At 54.2% G+C, this 17,211-nt stretch carries 18 protein-coding genes and 3 tRNA genes; 18 read left to right on the top strand and 3 right to left on the bottom strand.

What is annotated here, in order from left to right:
* The first annotated feature begins 32 nt into the window (after positions 1 to 32).
* The 14 genes from WC184_09685 (at position 33) to WC184_09750 (ending at position 13,982) form a co-directional block, all read left to right on the top strand.
* On the top strand, positions 33 to 398 hold the full coding sequence (locus WC184_09685; protein MFA7478147.1) for an NADH-quinone oxidoreductase subunit A: 366 nt from the start codon (positions 33 to 35) through the stop codon (positions 396 to 398).
* The gene (locus WC184_09690) at positions 389 to 889 is read left to right on the top strand and encodes an NADH-quinone oxidoreductase subunit B family protein (GenBank protein MFA7478148.1); all 501 of its coding nucleotides are present in this window, start codon (positions 389 to 391) and stop codon (positions 887 to 889) included. Before WC184_09685 ends, WC184_09690 begins: the two co-directional genes overlap by 10 nt.
* A complete protein-coding gene (locus WC184_09695) occupies positions 876 to 1,565 on the top strand; it encodes an NADH-quinone oxidoreductase subunit C (protein MFA7478149.1) in 690 nt (229 codons plus the stop codon). Before WC184_09690 ends, WC184_09695 begins: the two co-directional genes overlap by 14 nt.
* Positions 1,566 to 1,571: 6 nt before the next feature.
* Positions 1,572 to 2,744 carry an NADH-quinone oxidoreductase subunit D 1 gene (locus tag WC184_09700; protein ID MFA7478150.1) on the top strand — a complete coding sequence of 391 codons (1,173 nt, stop codon included), beginning with the start codon at positions 1,572 to 1,574 and terminating at the stop codon, positions 2,742 to 2,744.
* Positions 2,741 to 3,778: a complex I subunit 1 family protein gene (locus WC184_09705; protein MFA7478151.1), complete on the top strand. Its 1,038-nt coding sequence runs from the start codon at positions 2,741 to 2,743 to the stop codon at positions 3,776 to 3,778. The genes WC184_09700 and WC184_09705 overlap by 4 nt, the downstream gene beginning before the upstream one ends.
* On the top strand, positions 3,778 to 4,266 hold the full coding sequence (locus WC184_09710) for an NADH-quinone oxidoreductase subunit I (GenBank protein ID MFA7478152.1): 489 nt from the start codon (positions 3,778 to 3,780) through the stop codon (positions 4,264 to 4,266). The genes WC184_09705 and WC184_09710 overlap by 1 nt, the downstream gene beginning before the upstream one ends.
* On the top strand, positions 4,266 to 4,790 hold the full coding sequence (locus tag WC184_09715) for an NADH-quinone oxidoreductase subunit J (GenBank protein MFA7478153.1): 525 nt from the start codon (positions 4,266 to 4,268) through the stop codon (positions 4,788 to 4,790). Before WC184_09710 ends, WC184_09715 begins: the two co-directional genes overlap by 1 nt.
* A gap of 4 nt (positions 4,791 to 4,794) precedes the next feature.
* Positions 4,795 to 5,094 carry an NADH-quinone oxidoreductase subunit NuoK gene (gene nuoK, locus WC184_09720; protein ID MFA7478154.1) on the top strand — a complete coding sequence of 100 codons (300 nt, stop codon included), beginning with the start codon at positions 4,795 to 4,797 and terminating at the stop codon, positions 5,092 to 5,094.
* Positions 5,095 to 5,103: 9 nt separating this feature from the next.
* On the top strand, positions 5,104 to 7,119 hold the full coding sequence (nuoL, locus tag WC184_09725) for an NADH-quinone oxidoreductase subunit L (protein ID MFA7478155.1): 2,016 nt from the start codon (positions 5,104 to 5,106) through the stop codon (positions 7,117 to 7,119).
* Between the two features lie 30 nt (positions 7,120 to 7,149).
* Positions 7,150 to 8,712 (top strand): NADH-quinone oxidoreductase subunit M, encoded by a 1,563-nt coding sequence (locus tag WC184_09730; GenBank protein MFA7478156.1) that lies wholly within the window; start codon positions 7,150 to 7,152, stop codon positions 8,710 to 8,712.
* A 4-nt stretch (positions 8,713 to 8,716) separates the two neighbouring features.
* Positions 8,717 to 10,219, top strand: a complete 1,503-nt coding sequence (locus WC184_09735; GenBank protein ID MFA7478157.1) for an NADH-quinone oxidoreductase subunit N — start codon at positions 8,717 to 8,719, stop codon at positions 10,217 to 10,219.
* 21 nt (positions 10,220 to 10,240) lie between these two features.
* Positions 10,241 to 11,365, top strand: a complete 1,125-nt coding sequence (locus WC184_09740) for an SAM-dependent methyltransferase (GenBank protein ID MFA7478158.1) — start codon at positions 10,241 to 10,243, stop codon at positions 11,363 to 11,365.
* A 97-nt stretch (positions 11,366 to 11,462) separates the two neighbouring features.
* Entirely contained in the window at positions 11,463 to 13,424 is a 1,962-nt protein-coding gene (gene acs / locus WC184_09745; protein ID MFA7478159.1) for an acetate--CoA ligase, read from the top strand.
* Between the two features lie 66 nt (positions 13,425 to 13,490).
* Positions 13,491 to 13,982 (top strand): hypothetical protein, encoded by a 492-nt coding sequence (locus WC184_09750; protein ID MFA7478160.1) that lies wholly within the window; start codon positions 13,491 to 13,493, stop codon positions 13,980 to 13,982.
* A 105-nt stretch (positions 13,983 to 14,087) separates the two neighbouring features.
* Here the strand turns inward: WC184_09750 and WC184_09755 are convergent.
* Positions 14,088 to 14,173 (bottom strand) — tRNA-Tyr (locus WC184_09755).
* A gap of 88 nt (positions 14,174 to 14,261) precedes the next feature.
* Here WC184_09755 and WC184_09760 point away from each other — a divergent pair.
* The gene (locus WC184_09760; protein MFA7478161.1) at positions 14,262 to 14,750 is read left to right on the top strand and encodes a YajQ family cyclic di-GMP-binding protein; all 489 of its coding nucleotides are present in this window, start codon (positions 14,262 to 14,264) and stop codon (positions 14,748 to 14,750) included.
* A gap of 37 nt (positions 14,751 to 14,787) precedes the next feature.
* Here the strand turns inward: WC184_09760 and WC184_09765 are convergent, their stop codons facing one another.
* Positions 14,788 to 15,276, bottom strand: coding sequence for an N-acetyltransferase family protein (locus tag WC184_09765; GenBank protein ID MFA7478162.1), 489 nt, complete (start codon positions 15,274 to 15,276; stop codon positions 14,788 to 14,790).
* A gap of 49 nt (positions 15,277 to 15,325) precedes the next feature.
* Complete coding sequence (locus WC184_09770; GenBank protein MFA7478163.1) at positions 15,326 to 16,645, bottom strand: hypothetical protein; 1,320 nt, start codon at positions 16,643 to 16,645, stop codon at positions 15,326 to 15,328.
* A gap of 159 nt (positions 16,646 to 16,804) precedes the next feature.
* Between WC184_09770 and WC184_09775 the strand changes: the two genes are divergently transcribed.
* The 3 genes from WC184_09775 to WC184_09785 all read left to right on the top strand — a co-directional run.
* Positions 16,805 to 16,877 (top strand) — tRNA-Thr (locus WC184_09775).
* A gap of 42 nt (positions 16,878 to 16,919) precedes the next feature.
* Positions 16,920 to 16,993 (top strand) — tRNA-Met (locus WC184_09780).
* 97 nt (positions 16,994 to 17,090) lie between these two features.
* On the top strand, positions 17,091 to 17,211 hold a 121-nt coding region (locus tag WC184_09785; protein MFA7478164.1), incomplete at its 3' end, for a GTP-binding protein.

The raw sequence follows: 17,211 nt of genomic DNA on the forward strand, positions 1-17,211 counted from the left end.
CGCTCGTGACTGGATTCACTAGGGTAACTGACGTGTCGGACTTTCTCCGGAGTTATTTAACCGTCGCAATCTTTGGCGGCTTGGCCGTAGTACTACTTGGCGCGCTGCTAGGTGTAGGTCGTCTTGTGCGACCGAACCGACCACAAGAGCAGAAGTACCTGACCTACGAAAGTGGTGTCGATGCGGTCGGCTCAGCGTGGTCACAAAGCCACGTTCGTTACTACATCTTTGCTCTGCTCTTCGTCATGTTTGACGTGGAAGCGGTCTTTATCTTCCCATGGTCTACCAGGGTAGAAGCGTACGATGTATACGGGCTTGTCGAGATGGCGATATTTATAGGTATCCTCACCTTGGGCCTTGTATATGCATGGCGAAAGAAGGTATTGCGATGGGTCTAGTCGAAAGCGGCAAACTACCCAAGCCGCTGACATCGCTTCTTAATCTCAGTCGTAAGTACTCAATCTGGGCTTACCAGTGGGGTTTAGCGTGTTGTGCTATTGAAATGGGTGCGGCCTTGGCCTCGCCTCGATATGACGTTATGCGCTTGGGTGTCATTCCTTTCCCTGCCAGTCCTCGTCAAGCCGACCTGGTGATCATATCTGGTACTGTCACCGATAAATTGGCACCCGCGGTTTTGCGCTTGTACGAACAGATGCCCGACCCCAAGTACGTCATCTCCATGGGCTCTTGTGCTAACTCGGGCGGTCCCTACTGGGATTCCTACTCAGTCACCAAAGGTGTCGACCAAATCATCCCAGTCGACGTGTACGTTCCAGGTTGCCCGCCGCGTCCTGAAGCGTTGCTCGAAGGCATCGTTCTATTACAAGAACGCATTCAGAACGAAGACATGGCGGCTCGATGGAAGGGTGAGCCCATTGTCGTCAGTTGATAGTGCTCCCGAAACCGAAGAAGCAGCTCCGACCGACACCGAGCGTGAAGAGCTTCTAGCTAACTTCACCAATCGCCTGGGTGCTGAGCATGTACTTGGTTCGCACATCGATGCCGGCGATGATATTTGGGTTCGAGTGGCTTCTGCCCATTGGGGCGACGCTGCAGAAGTGCTAAATCGTGATCTTCGCTTCAGCTACTTCACCTTCCTCTCTGGTATCGACTGGATGCCATCGCCCTTCGGCCGTCGTCATGATTCTGAGGTCGACATCGCCTTAACCGGTGAAGAGCGAGAATTTCCCACGGACATCGTCCACGGGGTAACTGGTGGCGAAACGCGATTTCAGGTGTTCGCTCGGGTCTATTCGATCGATGCCAAGATGGGCATCACGATTAAGGCCGACGTTCCAGAAGACACACTCACCATGCCTACCTGGACCGGAATTTACCGCGGTGCCAACTGGCATGAACGTGAAGCTTGGGAAATGTTCGGAATTAACTTTGATGGACACCCCGATCTTCGACACATCTATCTGCCCACCGACTTTGAGGGCCATCCTCTGCGTAAAGATTTCCCCTTGCTTGCTCGTCACATGAAACCATGGCCGGGCATTGTCGACGTAGAGCCTATGCCAGGCGAAGACGACGAAGCTAGCGATCCAGAAGAAGGTGAATAGCTCGCTATGACCGCTATTTCTGAACGCCGCCAACTGGCCTATATGGCTGCCCAAGCCGCCGATTCTCGGGTAAACGTAGAGCTCGAAACTGGCGGCATGACCCTAAACATGGGTCCCCAGCATCCGGCGACCCACGGTACGTTGCGCATTGTGGCGCGCCTCGATGGTGAACAGGTGCTTTCGGCCGAGCCCCTCATGGGCTACATGCACCGGGGCTACGAGAAGCTCACCGAGGTACGTACTTATCTTCAAGTAACAGCCCTCATCAACCGCATCGACTGGTTGGGTAGCTTCGCCAACGAAGTCCCCTTTATCTTGGCGGCCGAGAAGTTGATGGAGGTAGAAGCTCCTCCTCGCGCCCAGCACATTCGTACCATATTGTTTGAGCTGGCCCGGATCGCCAACATCAGCTTGTTCCTGGGTGACATGGCTTTGCAGCTCGGAGCGCAAACCCCAGCTTTCTACGCCTTCCGTGATCGTGAATACGTACTTAACAACATCGAAGCCGCCACCGGCGGACGTTTCCACTCGATGTTCGACCGTATTGGCGGCCTAAAAGACGATCTACCCAAGGGTTGGATTGAAGAGACTCGTCGTTCCATGGTCAAGATCCGCGAATTTTGCGTGATCATGGAAGACATCATTTTGGGCAACGAAATCTTCGAAGCCCGTACCCGGGGCATCGGGGTCATCCCTGCCGAGGTTGGTCTTTCCTATGGTCTCTCAGGTGCCAACATTCGGGCCTCTGGAGTCGATTGGGACCTTCGTCGCGATAACCCAGTGGGCCTAGCTTGGGACAAGGTCGACTGGAAGGTTTGGACCCACCCCGACGGCGACGCCTTCGCCCGTTTTTGGGTGCGTCTCCAAGAAGTCCGCGAGTCAACCTTCATCGTCGATCAGCTACTCGACAGCCTGCCTTCTGGGCCCATCATGGCCAAGGTGCCACGCATTATTAAGGTGCCAGCGGGCGAGGCTTGGGTTTCAACCGAGAACCCGCTTGGTGAAATGGGCTACTACATCGTCTCTGATGGCGACCTCATGCCCTTTAGAACCAAGATTCGTTCGGCTTCTTTTAACAACGTATCCATCACGCCGTGGTTGCTTAAAGGTGTCTTTGTGCCCGACATCATCACCATCCTGGCGAGCCTCTATTTCATCCTTGGAGACATTGACCGGTGAGTGGATTGGTACTGGGCCTAGATCTTGCCTACTGGCAAACAACCCTAATTAAGGTGCTGGTAGCGGCCATTATGGCCCCTACCGCGGCCCTAATTTTGGGTTATGTGTTCTTGCTGAAGATCATGAGTTTCATGCAGAGCCGATTGGGGCCCATGGAATCGGGCCCTTACGGCTTGCTCCAGTTGATCGGTGACGGCGTGAAGTTCATTCAAAAGGAAGACATCTTCCCTGAAAAGGCCGATAAGTGGGTCTTCGCCACAGCACCAATCGTGGTGCTTATGTCGACCCTTCTCATCTACGTCTTTGTACCGGTCGGGCCAGACCTAGTGGGCGAACCGGTTGAAACCGGAATTTTCATGACCTTAGCTGTTTCTTCAATTTCGGTCATTGGTATTTTGATGGCCGGTTGGGCTTCGGTTAACAAGTACTCGCTCATTGGTGCTCTGCGGGCCGCAGGTCAGCTAATTGCCTACGAGTTGCCCATGGTTCTGGCGGTCGTTGGTGTGGTTATCCAAGCTGGCACCCTGAATATGCAAGGCATTGTGGCCGCTCAGGCGAATGGCGAAATCTTCGGTTGGGGTGGCATCGGAAACCCCTTCATCATCACCCAATTTGTAGGTTTCCTTATCTTCTTGGTGGCTGTTCAGGCTGAACTCACCCAAACGCCCTTCGATATGCCTGTAGCTGAATCGGAAATTATGGGTGGTTACCAAGTTGAATATTCCGGTTTCCGTTTCCTTTCTTTCTTCTTAGCTGAATTCGCTACCGCCTTCGCTTTTGCGGGTATAGCCGCCGTATTGTTCCTAGGTGGCTGGTGGATTCCGGGCTTCGATTTTGATTCCAACACTCTTAACTATCTTGGTCCGATCGTCATGTTTGTAAAGATCATGGTCGTTTCGTTCTTAGTCTTTTGGATCCGCTTCACGTACCCACGCTTTCGTGAAGATCAGCTCCAAACCTTCGCTTGGAAAGTGCTAATCCCCTTAGCGCTGGCGAACATTGCCGTAACTGGCGTCCTAAAGGTGGTCTTCTAATGGCTCAGCTACCAGGACTTATCAAAGGCTTAGGTGTTACCTTCCGCACGATGCTGGAACCGAATGTAACGGTCCAGTATCCCCACGAGAAGGAATCCCCGGCCCCTCGCGCCCGCGGGGTAATTGCCCTTAAGGAAGAAAACTGCACGGTGTGCATGCTTTGTGCCCGCGAATGCCCTGATTGGTGCATTTACATTGAAGGTCACAAGTATCTGGCGCCGCCTCGTCGTGAGGGTGGTAAGCCTCGTCAACGTAACGCTCTCGATCGTTTCGATATCGACTACTCACTGTGTATGTATTGCGGTATTTGCGTCGAAGTGTGTCCCTTCGAAGCTTTGTTCTGGAGCCCTGAATTCGAATATTCCGAGCCTCGGATTGCCGACCTTCTTCACGACAAAACTATGCTCGGTCACTGGATGACCACGGTCCCAGATTTCGAACAGTACGAAGCTGGTTCGGAAGCCAAAGTAAAGAAGGTGCCCCGCTAGTGGATGTTGTGTGGGGCGACAACGTCGCTCAGAACATAGCTTTCTACCTGATAGCCGCGGTGATGGTGGTAGGAGCAATACGGGTTGTAACCACCAAAAACGTGGTGCACGCCGCCCTTTATCTTGTGGTCGTGCTCACTGGAGCGGCCGGACAGTTCGTGCTTCTAGGTGCCGAGTTCATCGCGGCCACCCAAATCATGGTCTATGTGGGTGCCATCGTGGTGTTGTTCCTCTTCGGGGTTATGCTCACCCGAGCCGTCTTAGGTGACGACCCGGAAATCGATGGTGCACCAGCCCAACGCAGCGCCTCGGCTTTAGTAGCGGTCATTCTGCTCGCCGTCATGGGTTATGCCATCTATGGCACAGATGGAATGTCTCGGGCCGAACTCCCGACGGAACGCTTTCAGTCGGTAACTCAGGTCAGTGACTCAATCTTTGGTACTTTCGTGGTGCCCTTTGAGGCAGTCTCAATGTTGCTGCTGTCGGCTTTGATCGGCGCCATTGTGTTGGCGAGGAGAGACTAAAGAGATGCTCTTAACCAACTTCTTAATGCTCTCGTCGATCCTGTTTTGCATCGGCGTTTATGGGGTATTAGCTCGGCGCAACGCCGTTATGGTGCTGATGTCGGTCGAGCTCATCCTCAATGCGGTGAACATCAACCTGGTTGCATTTGGTGCCATGCACGGCGTGGTTACTGGTCATGTGTTTGCGTTGTTCATTATTGCGGTGGCGGCCGCTGAAGTCGGTGTCGGCTTGGCGATGGTGCTACTTATTTATCGGAACCGATCGAGTATTGACCTCGATGAAGTCGATCTGCTGAAGGGCTAATAGCGACACATGTTCTTCCTTGAGAATGCATGGATCATTCCAGCAGTACCGGCCGTCTCATTCGTTTTAATCCTGTTTTTCGGGAAACGAATGCCCCGCAAAGGGTCGGAAATCGGTATTTTGGCGGTGGGTGCCTCATTCGTAATGGCGCTCTTAGCTGGAATCAGCTGGGTCACGCGTAGCGGGGGTACCGAAGCTGGAGCCATTCACAACGAATGGGTTTGGTGGCAATCTGGCGGCACTCAATTCAAAGTGGGCATCCTCGTTGACGGCCTAAGCCTCATGATGCTTTTCGTGGTGGGCTTGGTGTCGCTACTCGTACACGTTTATTCCACTGAATATGTGCGTGACGATCGTCGTTACACCCACTTCTTTGCTTTCCTCAGCTTGTTCTCGGCATCGATGATGACGTTGGTGATTTCGTCGAACACCTTCCAAATCATCACCGCCTGGGAAATGGTTGGTGTTTGTTCGTTTGCCCTTATCGGTCACTGGTGGGAAGAAAAGCCCAACTCCGATGCTGCGCTGAAGGCCTTCTTCACTAACCGTGTAGGCGACGTTGGCTTGATCATCGGGATGATCATCCTTTATTTCACCGCACAAACCTTCAACGTGATGGAGATCAACTCGTTGGCGGTGGCCGGTGATCTTTCACACACGGCCTTATTGGTGGCTTCGCTATCGTTGCTAGCGGCCGTCATGTCGAAATCGGGTCAATTCTTCCTGCACACCTGGTTGCCCGATGCCATGGCAGGTCCCACCCCGGTCTCAGCTTTGCTGCACTCCGCCACCATGGTTGTGGCTGGTATTTTCATGGTGGCTCGTCTCTATGGCGTGTTTTGGGAAGGGCTCCAAATCGGTGGCTCCAGCATCAACGCCTTAGCGGTAATTGGTGGTGTCACCACCTTGGTTGGTGGCTCGCTGGCCTTCGTACAACGAGATATCAAGAAGGTTCTGGCTTACTCAACCATTTCCCAGTTGGGTTATATGGTGATGGCCCTTGGTGTGGGTGCCTGGACGGCGGCTTTGTTCCACCTCTTTACCCACGCCTTCTTCAAGGCTTGTTTGTTCTTGGGCGCTGGCTCGGTTAGCCACGCTTGTCACCACAGCTTCGACATGGTGAAAGACATGGGCGGCTTGCGCAAATATATGCCGCAGACTTACCGCACCTTCTTGTTGGCGTCGATTGCTTTGGCCGGTTTACCTCCGTTGGCCGGTTTCTGGTCGAAAGACGAAATTCTCGCTGGGGCCCAACAACTCGGTAACGGCGGCTATCCGCTCATGCTGGTTATGGGTTTGGTTACCGCTGGGCTAACCGGTGCCTATGTAACCCGCATGGTATATCTCACCTTCTTTGGTGAATACCGGGGCGAAGGTACGCCACACGAATCTCCAGCATCGATCACCGTTCCACTATGGATTCTGGCGGTCTTTGCCACTTTGGCTGGTTTCTTGAACCTTCCCGAAGCTATTGCCCCTTCAAACATCGCCCAGCGTTTCACTGCGTTCGTCGAACCCAGTGGGATGGCTTATTTCCCGGCGGTTCATCATGGTGATTTCGATTGGGCGTTAGCAATTGGCTCCACTCTGATCGCTCTTGGTGGGGTGGCGCTTTCTTACGCCTATTGGTTTAACGGTCGCTGGCACGGGGTCACTGAACGTAGCGCCGCTGCCAAGGCCGGCTACACCCTGCTCGACAACAAGTACTATCTAGATGTTCTATACACCGACATCATCGCCGGTGGGGTTAAAGGCCCTATCGCCGATGGCTCTAACTGGATAAACCAGAACGTGCTTGACGGTGTGGTGAACGGCGTAGGCAGTGGCACGGTTGCTGCTGGTCGCCAAATTTATACCCTGGTCGATCAAGGCGCTGTCGACGGCACTATCAACATGTCTGGTCGTGCGGCTAAGGCCACAGGTGGGGTATTAAGCCTGTTCCAAAACGGGCGCATACGTCAGTACGCAACAATGCTATTCGGAGGCGCAACTGTGCTTGCAGGTGCGCTCGTAGTTTTGGTTTGATCGCGGAACCAGGAATCTGAAGGGATTACGATGGAAGATTTCCTCAATGACTGGGGATTAAGCCTGGCAATATTCTTACCGCTGGTAGGTGCTGCCATCATGGCGGTAATACCGCGAGCCGAGGAACAGCTGCAAAAAGCTGTGGCTCTTATTACCTCACTGGTGGTGGGGGCGGTTGGTGTTGCCCTCTTGGTCAACTTCGACATGGACCGCTCAAAAGAGCTCCAATTCGTGGTGGACAAGAGCTGGATCGACGTGATCAACAGTCGTTACATCTTGGGGCTTGACGGCATTTCGATGCCGCTCATGCTGCTCACCATGTTCATCGTGGTGACCTGCATGCTCTATTCACTGCATTGGTTGCCCGAACCTCGTAACGCCAAAGCCTTCCTGATCATGGTGCTCATCCTAGAAACGGGAATGATCGGTACCTTCTTGGCGCAAGACCTCATCTTATTCTTCGTGTTCTTCGAAGTGGTCTTGGTACCCATGTACTTCCTAATCGGAGTCTGGGGCGGCGAAGATCGTCAGTACGCGGCCATCAAGTTCTTCTTGTTCACCCTCTTCGGCTCGGCCCTAATGCTGGTTAGCTTCTTGGCGCTCTACTTCCTGGCTGACGCCAGTGGCACCGCGGCCGGGGTAGTGCACACCTTCGATATGCGAGCCCTACCCATGGCGGCTAGCGGTATTGCACTTAGCACCCAGGTAATCATCTTTGGCGGAATGTTCTTCGGGTTTGCGATCAAGGTGCCCATGTTCCCCATGCACACCTGGCTGCCCGACGCTCACACTCAGGCCCCCACCGTGGGTTCGGTAATTTTGGCTGCCATCTTGTTGAAGCTTGGTGTCTATGGCTTTATCAGAATCGCCATTCCAATTCTGCCCGAAGCGGCGATCGAATGGGCACCGTTTATGGGTGCGCTCTCGGTGATAGGCATCATCTACGGCGCCTTCTGTTGTTTGGCCCAGGTAGAGATGAAACGCCTAATCGCGTTCTCGTCGGTGGCTCACATGGGCTTCACCATGCTGGGTGTTTCTACCCTTACAGATTTCGGTATTAACGCTGCCATCTTCGGAATGGTTGCGCACGGTCTCATTACCGGTTTGCTGTTCTTCATCACCGGTTCCATGAAAGAGCGTTACCACACCATGGAAATCAAGCGCTTGGGTGGCCTGCTGGTCCCCGCACCGCGCATGGGTTGGATGCTTGGTATTGCGGTGATGGCCTCTCTCGGGTTGCCTGGCCTGGCTGGGTTCTGGGGTGAAGTTCCGGCCATCTTGGCCGCCTATAGCCCAGCTGAAGGCCTCTCCGAACCGCTCTTTAGGGCCTACATGGTGATCGCGGCAATTGGTACCGTGTTTGCGGCTGCTTATCTGCTGTGGCTCTATCAGCGCACCGCGTTTGGCACTCCTAAAGAAGAATTTGCACAAGATCCGCACATCACCGACATGAGCGTCCCCGAGTGGGCAGCTTGGGGACCGATGATTCTTTTGATCGTGGTTCTTGGTGTGTATCCCAACCTGTTGTTCAAACTCACTGATCCCGCTGTTGGCGCTGTAAGCAGCATTGTGGCTGCCGCTGCTGGATCCTGATCGGATGACGACCGCTACGATGCTTTCTCTCCTCGCTTTTGAGCGACCCATAATCGATTGGCATGCCGCGGCCCCCGATATGGCGGTCCTGGCTTTTGCAGCGCTGCTCATAACACTCGACGTGGTGTTCCTTGAGCGGGGTCGGAAGTTCATGGCCGGTTTGGCTGGTCTGGGCTTGCTCGTAGCTTTGGTACCGGTGCTCACTTTGGCCGTTGATGGTACCGATCGAGTAATGTTCGGCGGAGCGTACGTCGTTGACGACTTTGCGCTCCTTATGAAGGCCCTGTTCTTAATCACTGGCTATGTAGTGGTGCTGATGTCTACCAACTACGTAGCGGAAGGCGACTTCTGGGAAAGCGAATATTACAGCTTGTTGTTAGCCTCCATCCTTGGTATGACGATGATGGCCTCGGCACGTGACTTGGTCAGCATTTTCTTGGCCTTAGAACTGCTTTCTATGCCTACCTACATGTTGGCCGGTTGGCGCAAACGCTCACTGGAAAGCAACGAAGCGGGTATCAAGTACTTCCTGATGGGCGTCTTCGCTTCGGGAATCATGCTTTATGGCATGTCGCTAATTTTTGGGGCGGCGGGTGACACCCGTTTGAGTGTTATCGGCGATGCTGTAGCCGCTGGGAAGTCAATCCCCCTGGTGACCTTAGGGGTAGTGTTCACCCTCATTGGGTTTGCCTTTAAGGTTTCGGCGGTTCCATTTCACGCTTGGGCGCCAGATGTCTATCAAGGTGCACCTACGCCGATTACCGCTTTTTTGGCGGTGGCATCGAAGACCGCCGGTTTCGTGGCGCTGCTGATGCTGGTGTTTGTTGGCTTTTACGGTCGTGACGATGTCTACCAGCCGCTGTTTTGGGTGCTGGCGGTGGTCTCGATGACTGCTGGTAACACCATGGCGTTACGCCAAACCAATATCGTACGAATGCTTGCTTATTCTGGTATCGCCCAGGCGGGCTACATGATGGCTGCTTTGGCGGTGGCTGGTGATGTGGGCGACCGTGCTCTACAAGCCATTGCGATTTATCTTGTTATTTACGCTGGGATGAACCTCGGAGCTTTTGCCGTGGTAATCGCGGTGGCTCGTAAGACTCGCTCTGGCGAAATTTCGAGCTATGGCGGTTTGTTCAACTACGCGCCTGGCCTGTCGGTGGTCATGATGATCTTCATGTTCTCGCTGGCTGGAATCCCACCATTTGCTGGTTGGTACGGGAAGCTAGCGGTGTTCAAAGCCACAGTGGAAGCCGACAACTTCGTGGGCTACAGCTTGGCTATCGCGGTGGCCATCAACTCGGTTATTGCGTTGTTCTATTACGCCAACGTGGCTCGAGAGATGTTTATGAACGATGTACCCGATGGCGACACCAGTCGAATTCGGGTTCCGTTCTCGCTGGTGGCTGCCTTGGCTATTGGGGTCGTGGTCACGGTAGGCCTGGGTGTATTCCCCGAGGCTGTGGCCCGAGTTACAGAAGTTTCGTTGTTGGCGGCTGGAAGCTGAAGGGCCTTATAGGCTCGACCCATGGCCAATCGGTCATTAGAACAAGAACTGATTGAGGGAATTCGCTCTGACGGGCCAATTCCCTTTTCAGCTTTTATGGAGGAAGCGCTCTATAACGAGGTGCACGGCTTCTACAGTTCTGGCGTTGGTCGCGCTGGTCGTCGAGGCGATTTCATAACCTCGGTTGAAGTTGGCCCTCTCTTTGGTGCAGTGGTTGCCCGGGCGCTCGATCAGTGGTGGGACGAAGCAGGCCAACCAAACCGCTTCGTGATGGTCGAATTAGGAGCCGGCGTTGGAACCTTGGCAATTGCTATTCGCGCCGCGAAACCACGTTGCTTGGCAGCCTTGGTGCAGGTGTTAGTCGAGCGTTCACCAGTTTTGCGTGACGCTCAAAACCAACACCTGGAAGTAGTGACGCTCACCAAGAACGACCACTACAACTCTCTCACTCCGGGGGTCTATAGCAGCCAAGAAATCTCGTTGACCCCTTTTAGCGGAGTGATATTGGCTAATGAGCTAATAGATAACATCAGCTTCGATCTCTTCACTTTCTCGGGGGGTCGGTGGCTGGAGTCTCTGGTTGGTGTCGTGACCAACGACGCTGGTCATGCTGAGCTGGCTTTTGTCGAACGCCAGGCGTCGGCCGATGTGGAAGCACAACTTAGCGAGTTGGTGCCACACGCCGAGGAAGGCTGGAGCGTGCCATGGCAAGCGAATGCTTCAGACCTAGTGAAAACGCTCTTAGGGCGCCTAAAGAGTGGTTACTTGGTCTTGTTTGACTATGGAACAGCCACCACCGCCGAACTCGCAGAACGCGAGGGTGGCTGGATGCGGGTGTATCGAAACCAAAGCGCTGGAGGTCATCCCTTAGATGCGCCTGGCTCTGCCGACATAACCACCGATGTGGCATTTGATCAGCTGGCACAATCAAACCCAGCCCCCACCTTGTTGTTAAGCCAAAGTGAATTCTTGGAGCGTTTCGGTATTGTCGAGCTTGTAGAAGAGGGTCGTGAGCTCTGGCGGGCTAAAGCCGCTGCCCCCGATCTTCAAGCCGTGCTGGCTCGAAGCCGAATCAGCGAATCGGAAGCCCTCTTAGACCCCAACGGGCTCGGCTCGTTTCTGGTTGCGATTTGGCAACCCTCATAGCTACCCGCACATAACTCGCCAGATAGTTCTACGTGTCATCGGTCACCTGGGTAGGCTCATAGACGAGTTCGCAATGCCTTGAAGGGGGACCTAAGCGGTGTCTGATTCCACTATCGCTAATTTCCAAGTTGAAGATCGCACCTTTCCGCCACCAGCTGATTTCGCCGCCCAAGCCCTGGTGAACGATCAGTCGCTGTACGAAGAAGCTGCGAAAGACCCCGACGCATTTTGGGCTCGCCAAGCCCGCGAACTGTTGAGTTGGCAAAAAGACTTCACCAAGGTCTCCGAATGGGATCTACCGAACGCCAAGTATTTTGCCGATGGCGAACTGAACGTGGCCGAAAACTGTATCGATCGTCATGTCGCAGCCGGACTCGGCGATCGGGTAGCCATCTATTGGGAAGGTGAACCTGGCGACTCTCGGGTTATTACCTACGCTGATCTTCTAGATGAAGTCTCACGTTTTGCCAACGTGCTAAAGAGTCTGGGTATTAACAAGGGCGATCGGGTGGCCATTTATATGCCAATGATTCCCGAGCTTCCCATTGCCATGCTGGCCTGTGCCAGGATCGGGGCTCCACATTCGGTGATCTTCGGCGGCTTCTCACCTGACTCCATTACAGATCGAGTGAATGACGCTGAAGCCCGCATCATCGTAACGGCCGATGCTGGTTTCCGACGAGGCGTTCCCTCCATGCTTAAACCACAAGTCGACTTGGCTATTGCTGGTACCCCATCAGTGGAACATGTCGTAGTGGTGAACCGCTGCGACACCGATATTCACATGGAAGAGGGCCGTGACCTGTGGTGGCACGACCTAATGGCTAGCGCCAGCAACGACTGTCCGGCCGAGCCCATGGAAGCCGAACACCTTCTGTATTTGCTCTACACCTCAGGTACGACTGCTCGCCCCAAAGGCATCATGCACACCACTGGTGGTTATATGACCCAGGTGGCATTCACCCACAAGTATGTCTTCGACCTGAAACCGGAATCAGACATTTATTGGTGTGCTGCCGATGTCGGTTGGGTTACCGGCCATAGTTACATTGTCTATGGGCCGCTCGCCAATGGTGCCACTCAGGTGATGTACGAAGGCACGCCCGACACTCCTGGCCGTGATCGGCTTTGGGCAATTATTGAAAAGTACAAGGTCACACAGCTTTACACCGCCCCCACCGCGATTCGTACCTTTATGAAGTGGGGCGTTGAAGAAGTGCAGAAGCACGACCTTTCTTCCCTGCGGCTGTTGGGCTCGGTGGGGGAACCTATCAACCCCGAAGCCTGGATGTGGTATCGCACCAACATTGGTGGCGATCGTTGTCCAATCGTCGACACGTGGTGGCAAACCGAAACCGGTGCCATGATGATCACCTCGTTACCTGGCGTGGTTACCACTAAACCTGGCTCCGCCACCTTCCCGATCCCTGGGATCGAGGCCGGAGTTGTAGATGACACCGGGAAGCCACTGGAGCGAGGGGGTGGTTACCTAACTATTAAACCTCCTTGGCCGGCGATGCTTCGGGGTGTGTGGGGCGACCCTGAACGTTTCAACGACACGTACTTTTCGCAGTCACCCGGGTTGTATTTCGCAGGCGACGGCGCCCAAATCGATGAAGACGGCTATTTCTGGCTTTTGGGTCGCGTTGACGATGTTATGAACATTTCCGGGCATCGTATTTCCACCACCGAAGTGGAATCGGCCCTGGTGTCTCACGATGCCGTAGCCGAAGCTGCGGTCGTCGGTGCCAAAGACCCAACCTCGGGACAGGCGATTATCGCTTATGTGATTTTGCGCGGCGATGTTGAACCCACTGCTGAAACGGGCGAAGAGCTACGCGTGCATGTAGCCAAACAGATCGGTGCTATTGCGCGGCCGAAAACAGTGATTCTGGTCCCCGATCTGCCGAAGACCCGTAGTGGCAAGATTATGCGGCGTTTGCTGCGCGATGTGGCCGAAGGTCGCGACTTGGGTGACACCACCACATTGGCTGATCCCGACGTGTTCGATGAGATCAACTCGCGCGCCGCCACTGATAACGCCAAGGACGACGCCTAATAGCATGGCCAAGGTCCGCTAGGGTTAAACCATGCGCGCCCACCTGGACAGAAAAACCTGAAGCCCATGCATGAACATTGGTATTGGAACGAAGAGCCACGTAAACCTGGGCCTTCGGTGGTCTTTGACATGGATGGTGTTCTTTCCAACGCCGCTAATCGGCAGCATTACCTAACACAACAGGAACCCGATTGGGTAGGTTTTTTTGAGGCCTGCGGCGATGACGAGCTAATTGAAGGCACGTCGCATCTGATGGATGTGATCGATCCTTCGGTAGTGGTGGTGCTAATGACAGCGAGGCCACTTAGCGTGCAGCCTCAAACCTTGGCCTGGCTTGATCGTTACAACCTGAGCTGGGATCTACTGGTGATGCGGCCTGGCTCCGATTATGTACAGTCGCGGGTTTTTAAACGTACTGGTATCTACGAGCTACGCGAATACGGTTTCGACATTCAACTAACCCTGGAAGATGATCCTCGCAACGTCGAAATGTTCCGTGAAGAAGGCGTGCCTACCCTGTACATCCATTCCGGCTATTACGATCGTTTAGCGTTGTAGATTAGACCCTGTTGGGGTCGGTTCGGGTTGAAGCTTTAACCACAAATCCCTTGGGACTTCCGCAGTGGAAGTCCCAAGGGATTTGTTTGTAAGTACCTTGTACTTTGGTGGGCCGGGAAGGATTTGAACCTTCGAAGGCTAACGCCAACGGGTTTACAGCCCGTTCCCTTTGGCCGCTCGGGCACCGACCCAATGGAGAATAGATATTAGCGGTGATTGATGCCCTAAGCACAATGCGTATGACTACAACATTGCCTGCTAGGCGCTAGTTTGGTAGCCATGCCTTCGTTTGACGTGGTTTCAGAGGTAGATTTTCAAGAAGTTCGTAACGCTCTCGATCAGGCCAGCCGCGAGGTAGCCACCCGTTACGACTTCAAAAACACCAACTCTTCGGTTGAGCTCGCCGATACGACCATTACTTTGCGTTCCTCTACCGACGATCGCCTGGCCGCTTTACGCCAAGTGCTGGAAGAGAAGTTTGTGAAGCGGAAGCTCTCGCTGAAAGCTCTTGATTGGGGCAAGGTAGAAGAAGCTGCGGGCGGAACGGCTCGGCAAGAAGTGAAGTTGGTGGCTGGCATCTCTTCCGACAAGGCACGCGAGCTGAACAAATTTATTAAAGCCGCAGGGGTTAAAGGCGTTCAGTCACAAACTCAAGGCGAGCAGTTACGAGTGATTTCCAAAAAACGAGACGATCTTCAAACCATCATGGCAGCGCTGAAGGAAAACGATTTTGGTATTCCGCTGCAATTCAACAACTTCCGCGACTAGCAAAATCTGGTGGCCAGGTTCGCAGCATCACTTGGCGTTACAACATCTTTTGCAGTACCACCATGTTGAGCCAGCGACCAAACTTTCTCGCCACCTCAATCTCAGTGCCGATCACTCGAAAGCCAAGTGCCGTGTGAAGGCCAAGTGAAGATTCGTGACCTGAAACCACACGGGCCATAACAGTGTGAAAACCGTGGCTGCGGGCCACTTCCAAGAGCTCAGTGAGCAAGGCCCGCCCAATACCACTGCCCTGGTAATTCCGGTCAATGTAGATCGAGTTCTCAACCGTGGTGGCATAGGCCGGACGATCACGATAGGGCGACAACGAAGCGAAGCCCACCACCGCCCCCGCCTCATTCTCGGCCACCAAAACTGCGCGGGCACCAGAGCGCTCGGTCAGCCACTGGCGCTGCGCTTCGGGGCTGCGTGGAACCAAGTCGGTGGTGACCGTGCTGTTGGCCACTTCGTAGTTGTAAATTTCGCCAATGGCGTCGGCATCGGCGGTGGTGGCTAGACGAATGTGCACACCACTACATTATCGAGCGGCCCTGGTTGGTTGATGATGATTGCCAAGTTCAAATAGCTAAAGGCGTGTTTGAAGCGTCGGTGGCGTCAATTAGCCGAAGCGTGCTTTTGGTCGATTCCACAATGGCCAAAGCCCCGGTTAAAGCTTCCACTCGTGCCCATTCGGCAACGTCACTATCCTCAGTAAGCAAGATGATCTGCTGGTCTTTCGACGTTTTCACTAGCAGTTCCAACAACGCTGCTTTGATGGTCGGTTCAAAGTTTGAAAAAGGCTCGTCTAGCACTAACGGGAAGCTCTCTCCGCTCGAACCTAAACGGCGTGCGGCGGTAAATCGCACCACTAGTTCTTCAGCCAAAGTAACCGAAACGTCGGTTTCATCGAGTTGAGGTGCCAAAACTTGATGTTGGCGCACGCGAGCGGCGTCGGTTACCTCTTGTCGATGTTCGATGGCCCAAGCCACAGGCACATCTCCCACCAACGATGTCCATTCGGCTGTGCTTTGTCGATGAAGCTCGGCCGAGGCCATCAAATCACGGCGAACCTGGTCCCCCGAAAGCATCGAGTTGACCCGATTCAGATGGAACCCCAGATATGAATCAGCACCGGCATCCTTCAACGCCTGATCCGCCGCCTTGCGTGCCGACTCGAGACGCCGCCACATCAGAATTGACCAAAGTGCAATCACAGGTGCCGGTGCAAGAACAGCAGCCGCCATGATCGGACCTAGCAAAAGTCCCAAGGGTATCGAGGCCAACGCACATAACAAGGCCAAAATAAAGGTGGCTTTGCGAACTTTTTCGTGTCCGGCCTGTGCACGTTCAAACTGTTCGTGGCGACGCTCAACGTCCTCAATGGCGCTGATGTCCTCGGGAGCGCTACCCACCTCTTCGGCCATCTGTGCTAGTTCCGCTTCGCTTTCACGAACCCGGGCTGCAAGTGCCCACAGTTGGTTTTGGTCGACCGAAGCTAACGTTGCGATCAGCTCAGCTGAACGGGTGCTAGTTGAGAGGTCACTGGCATTGACCTTTAGCTGGCGTCGCGCTGTCGTTGGGTCCAAACCTTCGGCTCGAATCAGGTCGATCGCTCCGCTTGAATCGGCATAGTCCGAGCTGACATCGCTGCCCGCGTCGATATCGACCACCATGTGCTTGGCCCCATATGGTCTAAACACCGCCAAACGAGTGCCGTCGTCCTTGGCTAATTCAAGCGCCCCGCCCGAACGATTCGATGACAAGACGCCTAGTAGCTCTGAAGTGAGGCCTTCGCGCTCAAGCGAGCCAACCCCAGTTACCACCGTCAGCCGGGGGTGAAAATCCAACGCGAAGGTTTGGTTCTCTCCTGCATCTACTACTAGGCGCTCGTACCTCACAATTGAGTCATCGGGCTTAGTCTCACCAGACTTTAGGTATTTCTCTGGGCCGAAGGACCTAAGGTGCCAAAAACCACCCGGTAATAATTGGGCACGGTCGCGATTCCGTGGCAGAATATCTCACCCGGTCCACATAAAGTGCGCAAGTGCTGTGGTCGTGCCCCCTTAGCTCAGTCGGCAGAGCGTTTCCATGGTAAGGAAAAGGTCGACAGTTCGATTCTGTCAGGGGGCTCTTGGCTTTAACGGGCGTCATGCGACGTTCGAGCGGGCCCCGGGCGGCGTAGCTCAGTTGGTAAGAGCGCTCGGCTCATAATCGAGAGGTCGCCGGTTCGAATCCGGCCGCCGCTACTGGTAGTTCCGGTTGTTTACAACCTAAACTAAATTGCGCCGGTACCCCGGCGCATTCTCCGCGTTAACCCATCCAAGGATCCAAAGGCAAACACAGATGTCTAAAGCTAAGTTTGAGCGTACTAAGCCGCATGTGAATATTGGGACTATGGGTCATATTGACCATGGGAAGACTACGTTGACGGCGGCTATTTCGACGGTGTTGGCTGAGGCTTTTC

The organism is Acidimicrobiia bacterium, from assembly GCA_041676705.1.
Lineage (GTDB): Bacteria > Actinomycetota > Acidimicrobiia > Acidimicrobiales > SKKL01 > Actinomarinicola.

What these genes read in the sequence shown, in the direction of transcription:
- WC184_09690 (MFA7478148.1), top strand. Translation starts at nt 389, where the DNA reads ATGGGTCTAGTCGAAAGCGGCAAACTACCCAAGCCGCTGACATCGCTT.
- WC184_09700 (MFA7478150.1), top strand. Translation starts at nt 1,572, where the DNA reads ATGACCGCTATTTCTGAACGCCGCCAACTGGCCTATATGGCTGCCCAA.
- WC184_09710 (MFA7478152.1), top strand. Translation starts at nt 3,778, where the DNA reads ATGGCTCAGCTACCAGGACTTATCAAAGGCTTAGGTGTTACCTTCCGC.
- nuoK (MFA7478154.1), top strand. Translation starts at nt 4,795, where the DNA reads ATGCTCTTAACCAACTTCTTAATGCTCTCGTCGATCCTGTTTTGCATC.
- nuoL (MFA7478155.1), top strand. Translation starts at nt 5,104, where the DNA reads ATGTTCTTCCTTGAGAATGCATGGATCATTCCAGCAGTACCGGCCGTC.
- WC184_09730 (MFA7478156.1), top strand. Translation starts at nt 7,150, where the DNA reads ATGGAAGATTTCCTCAATGACTGGGGATTAAGCCTGGCAATATTCTTA.
- WC184_09735 (MFA7478157.1), top strand. Translation starts at nt 8,717, where the DNA reads ATGACGACCGCTACGATGCTTTCTCTCCTCGCTTTTGAGCGACCCATA.
- WC184_09740 (MFA7478158.1), top strand. Translation starts at nt 10,241, where the DNA reads ATGGCCAATCGGTCATTAGAACAAGAACTGATTGAGGGAATTCGCTCT.
- WC184_09750 (MFA7478160.1), top strand. Translation starts at nt 13,491, where the DNA reads ATGCATGAACATTGGTATTGGAACGAAGAGCCACGTAAACCTGGGCCT.
- WC184_09760 (MFA7478161.1), top strand. Translation starts at nt 14,262, where the DNA reads ATGCCTTCGTTTGACGTGGTTTCAGAGGTAGATTTTCAAGAAGTTCGT.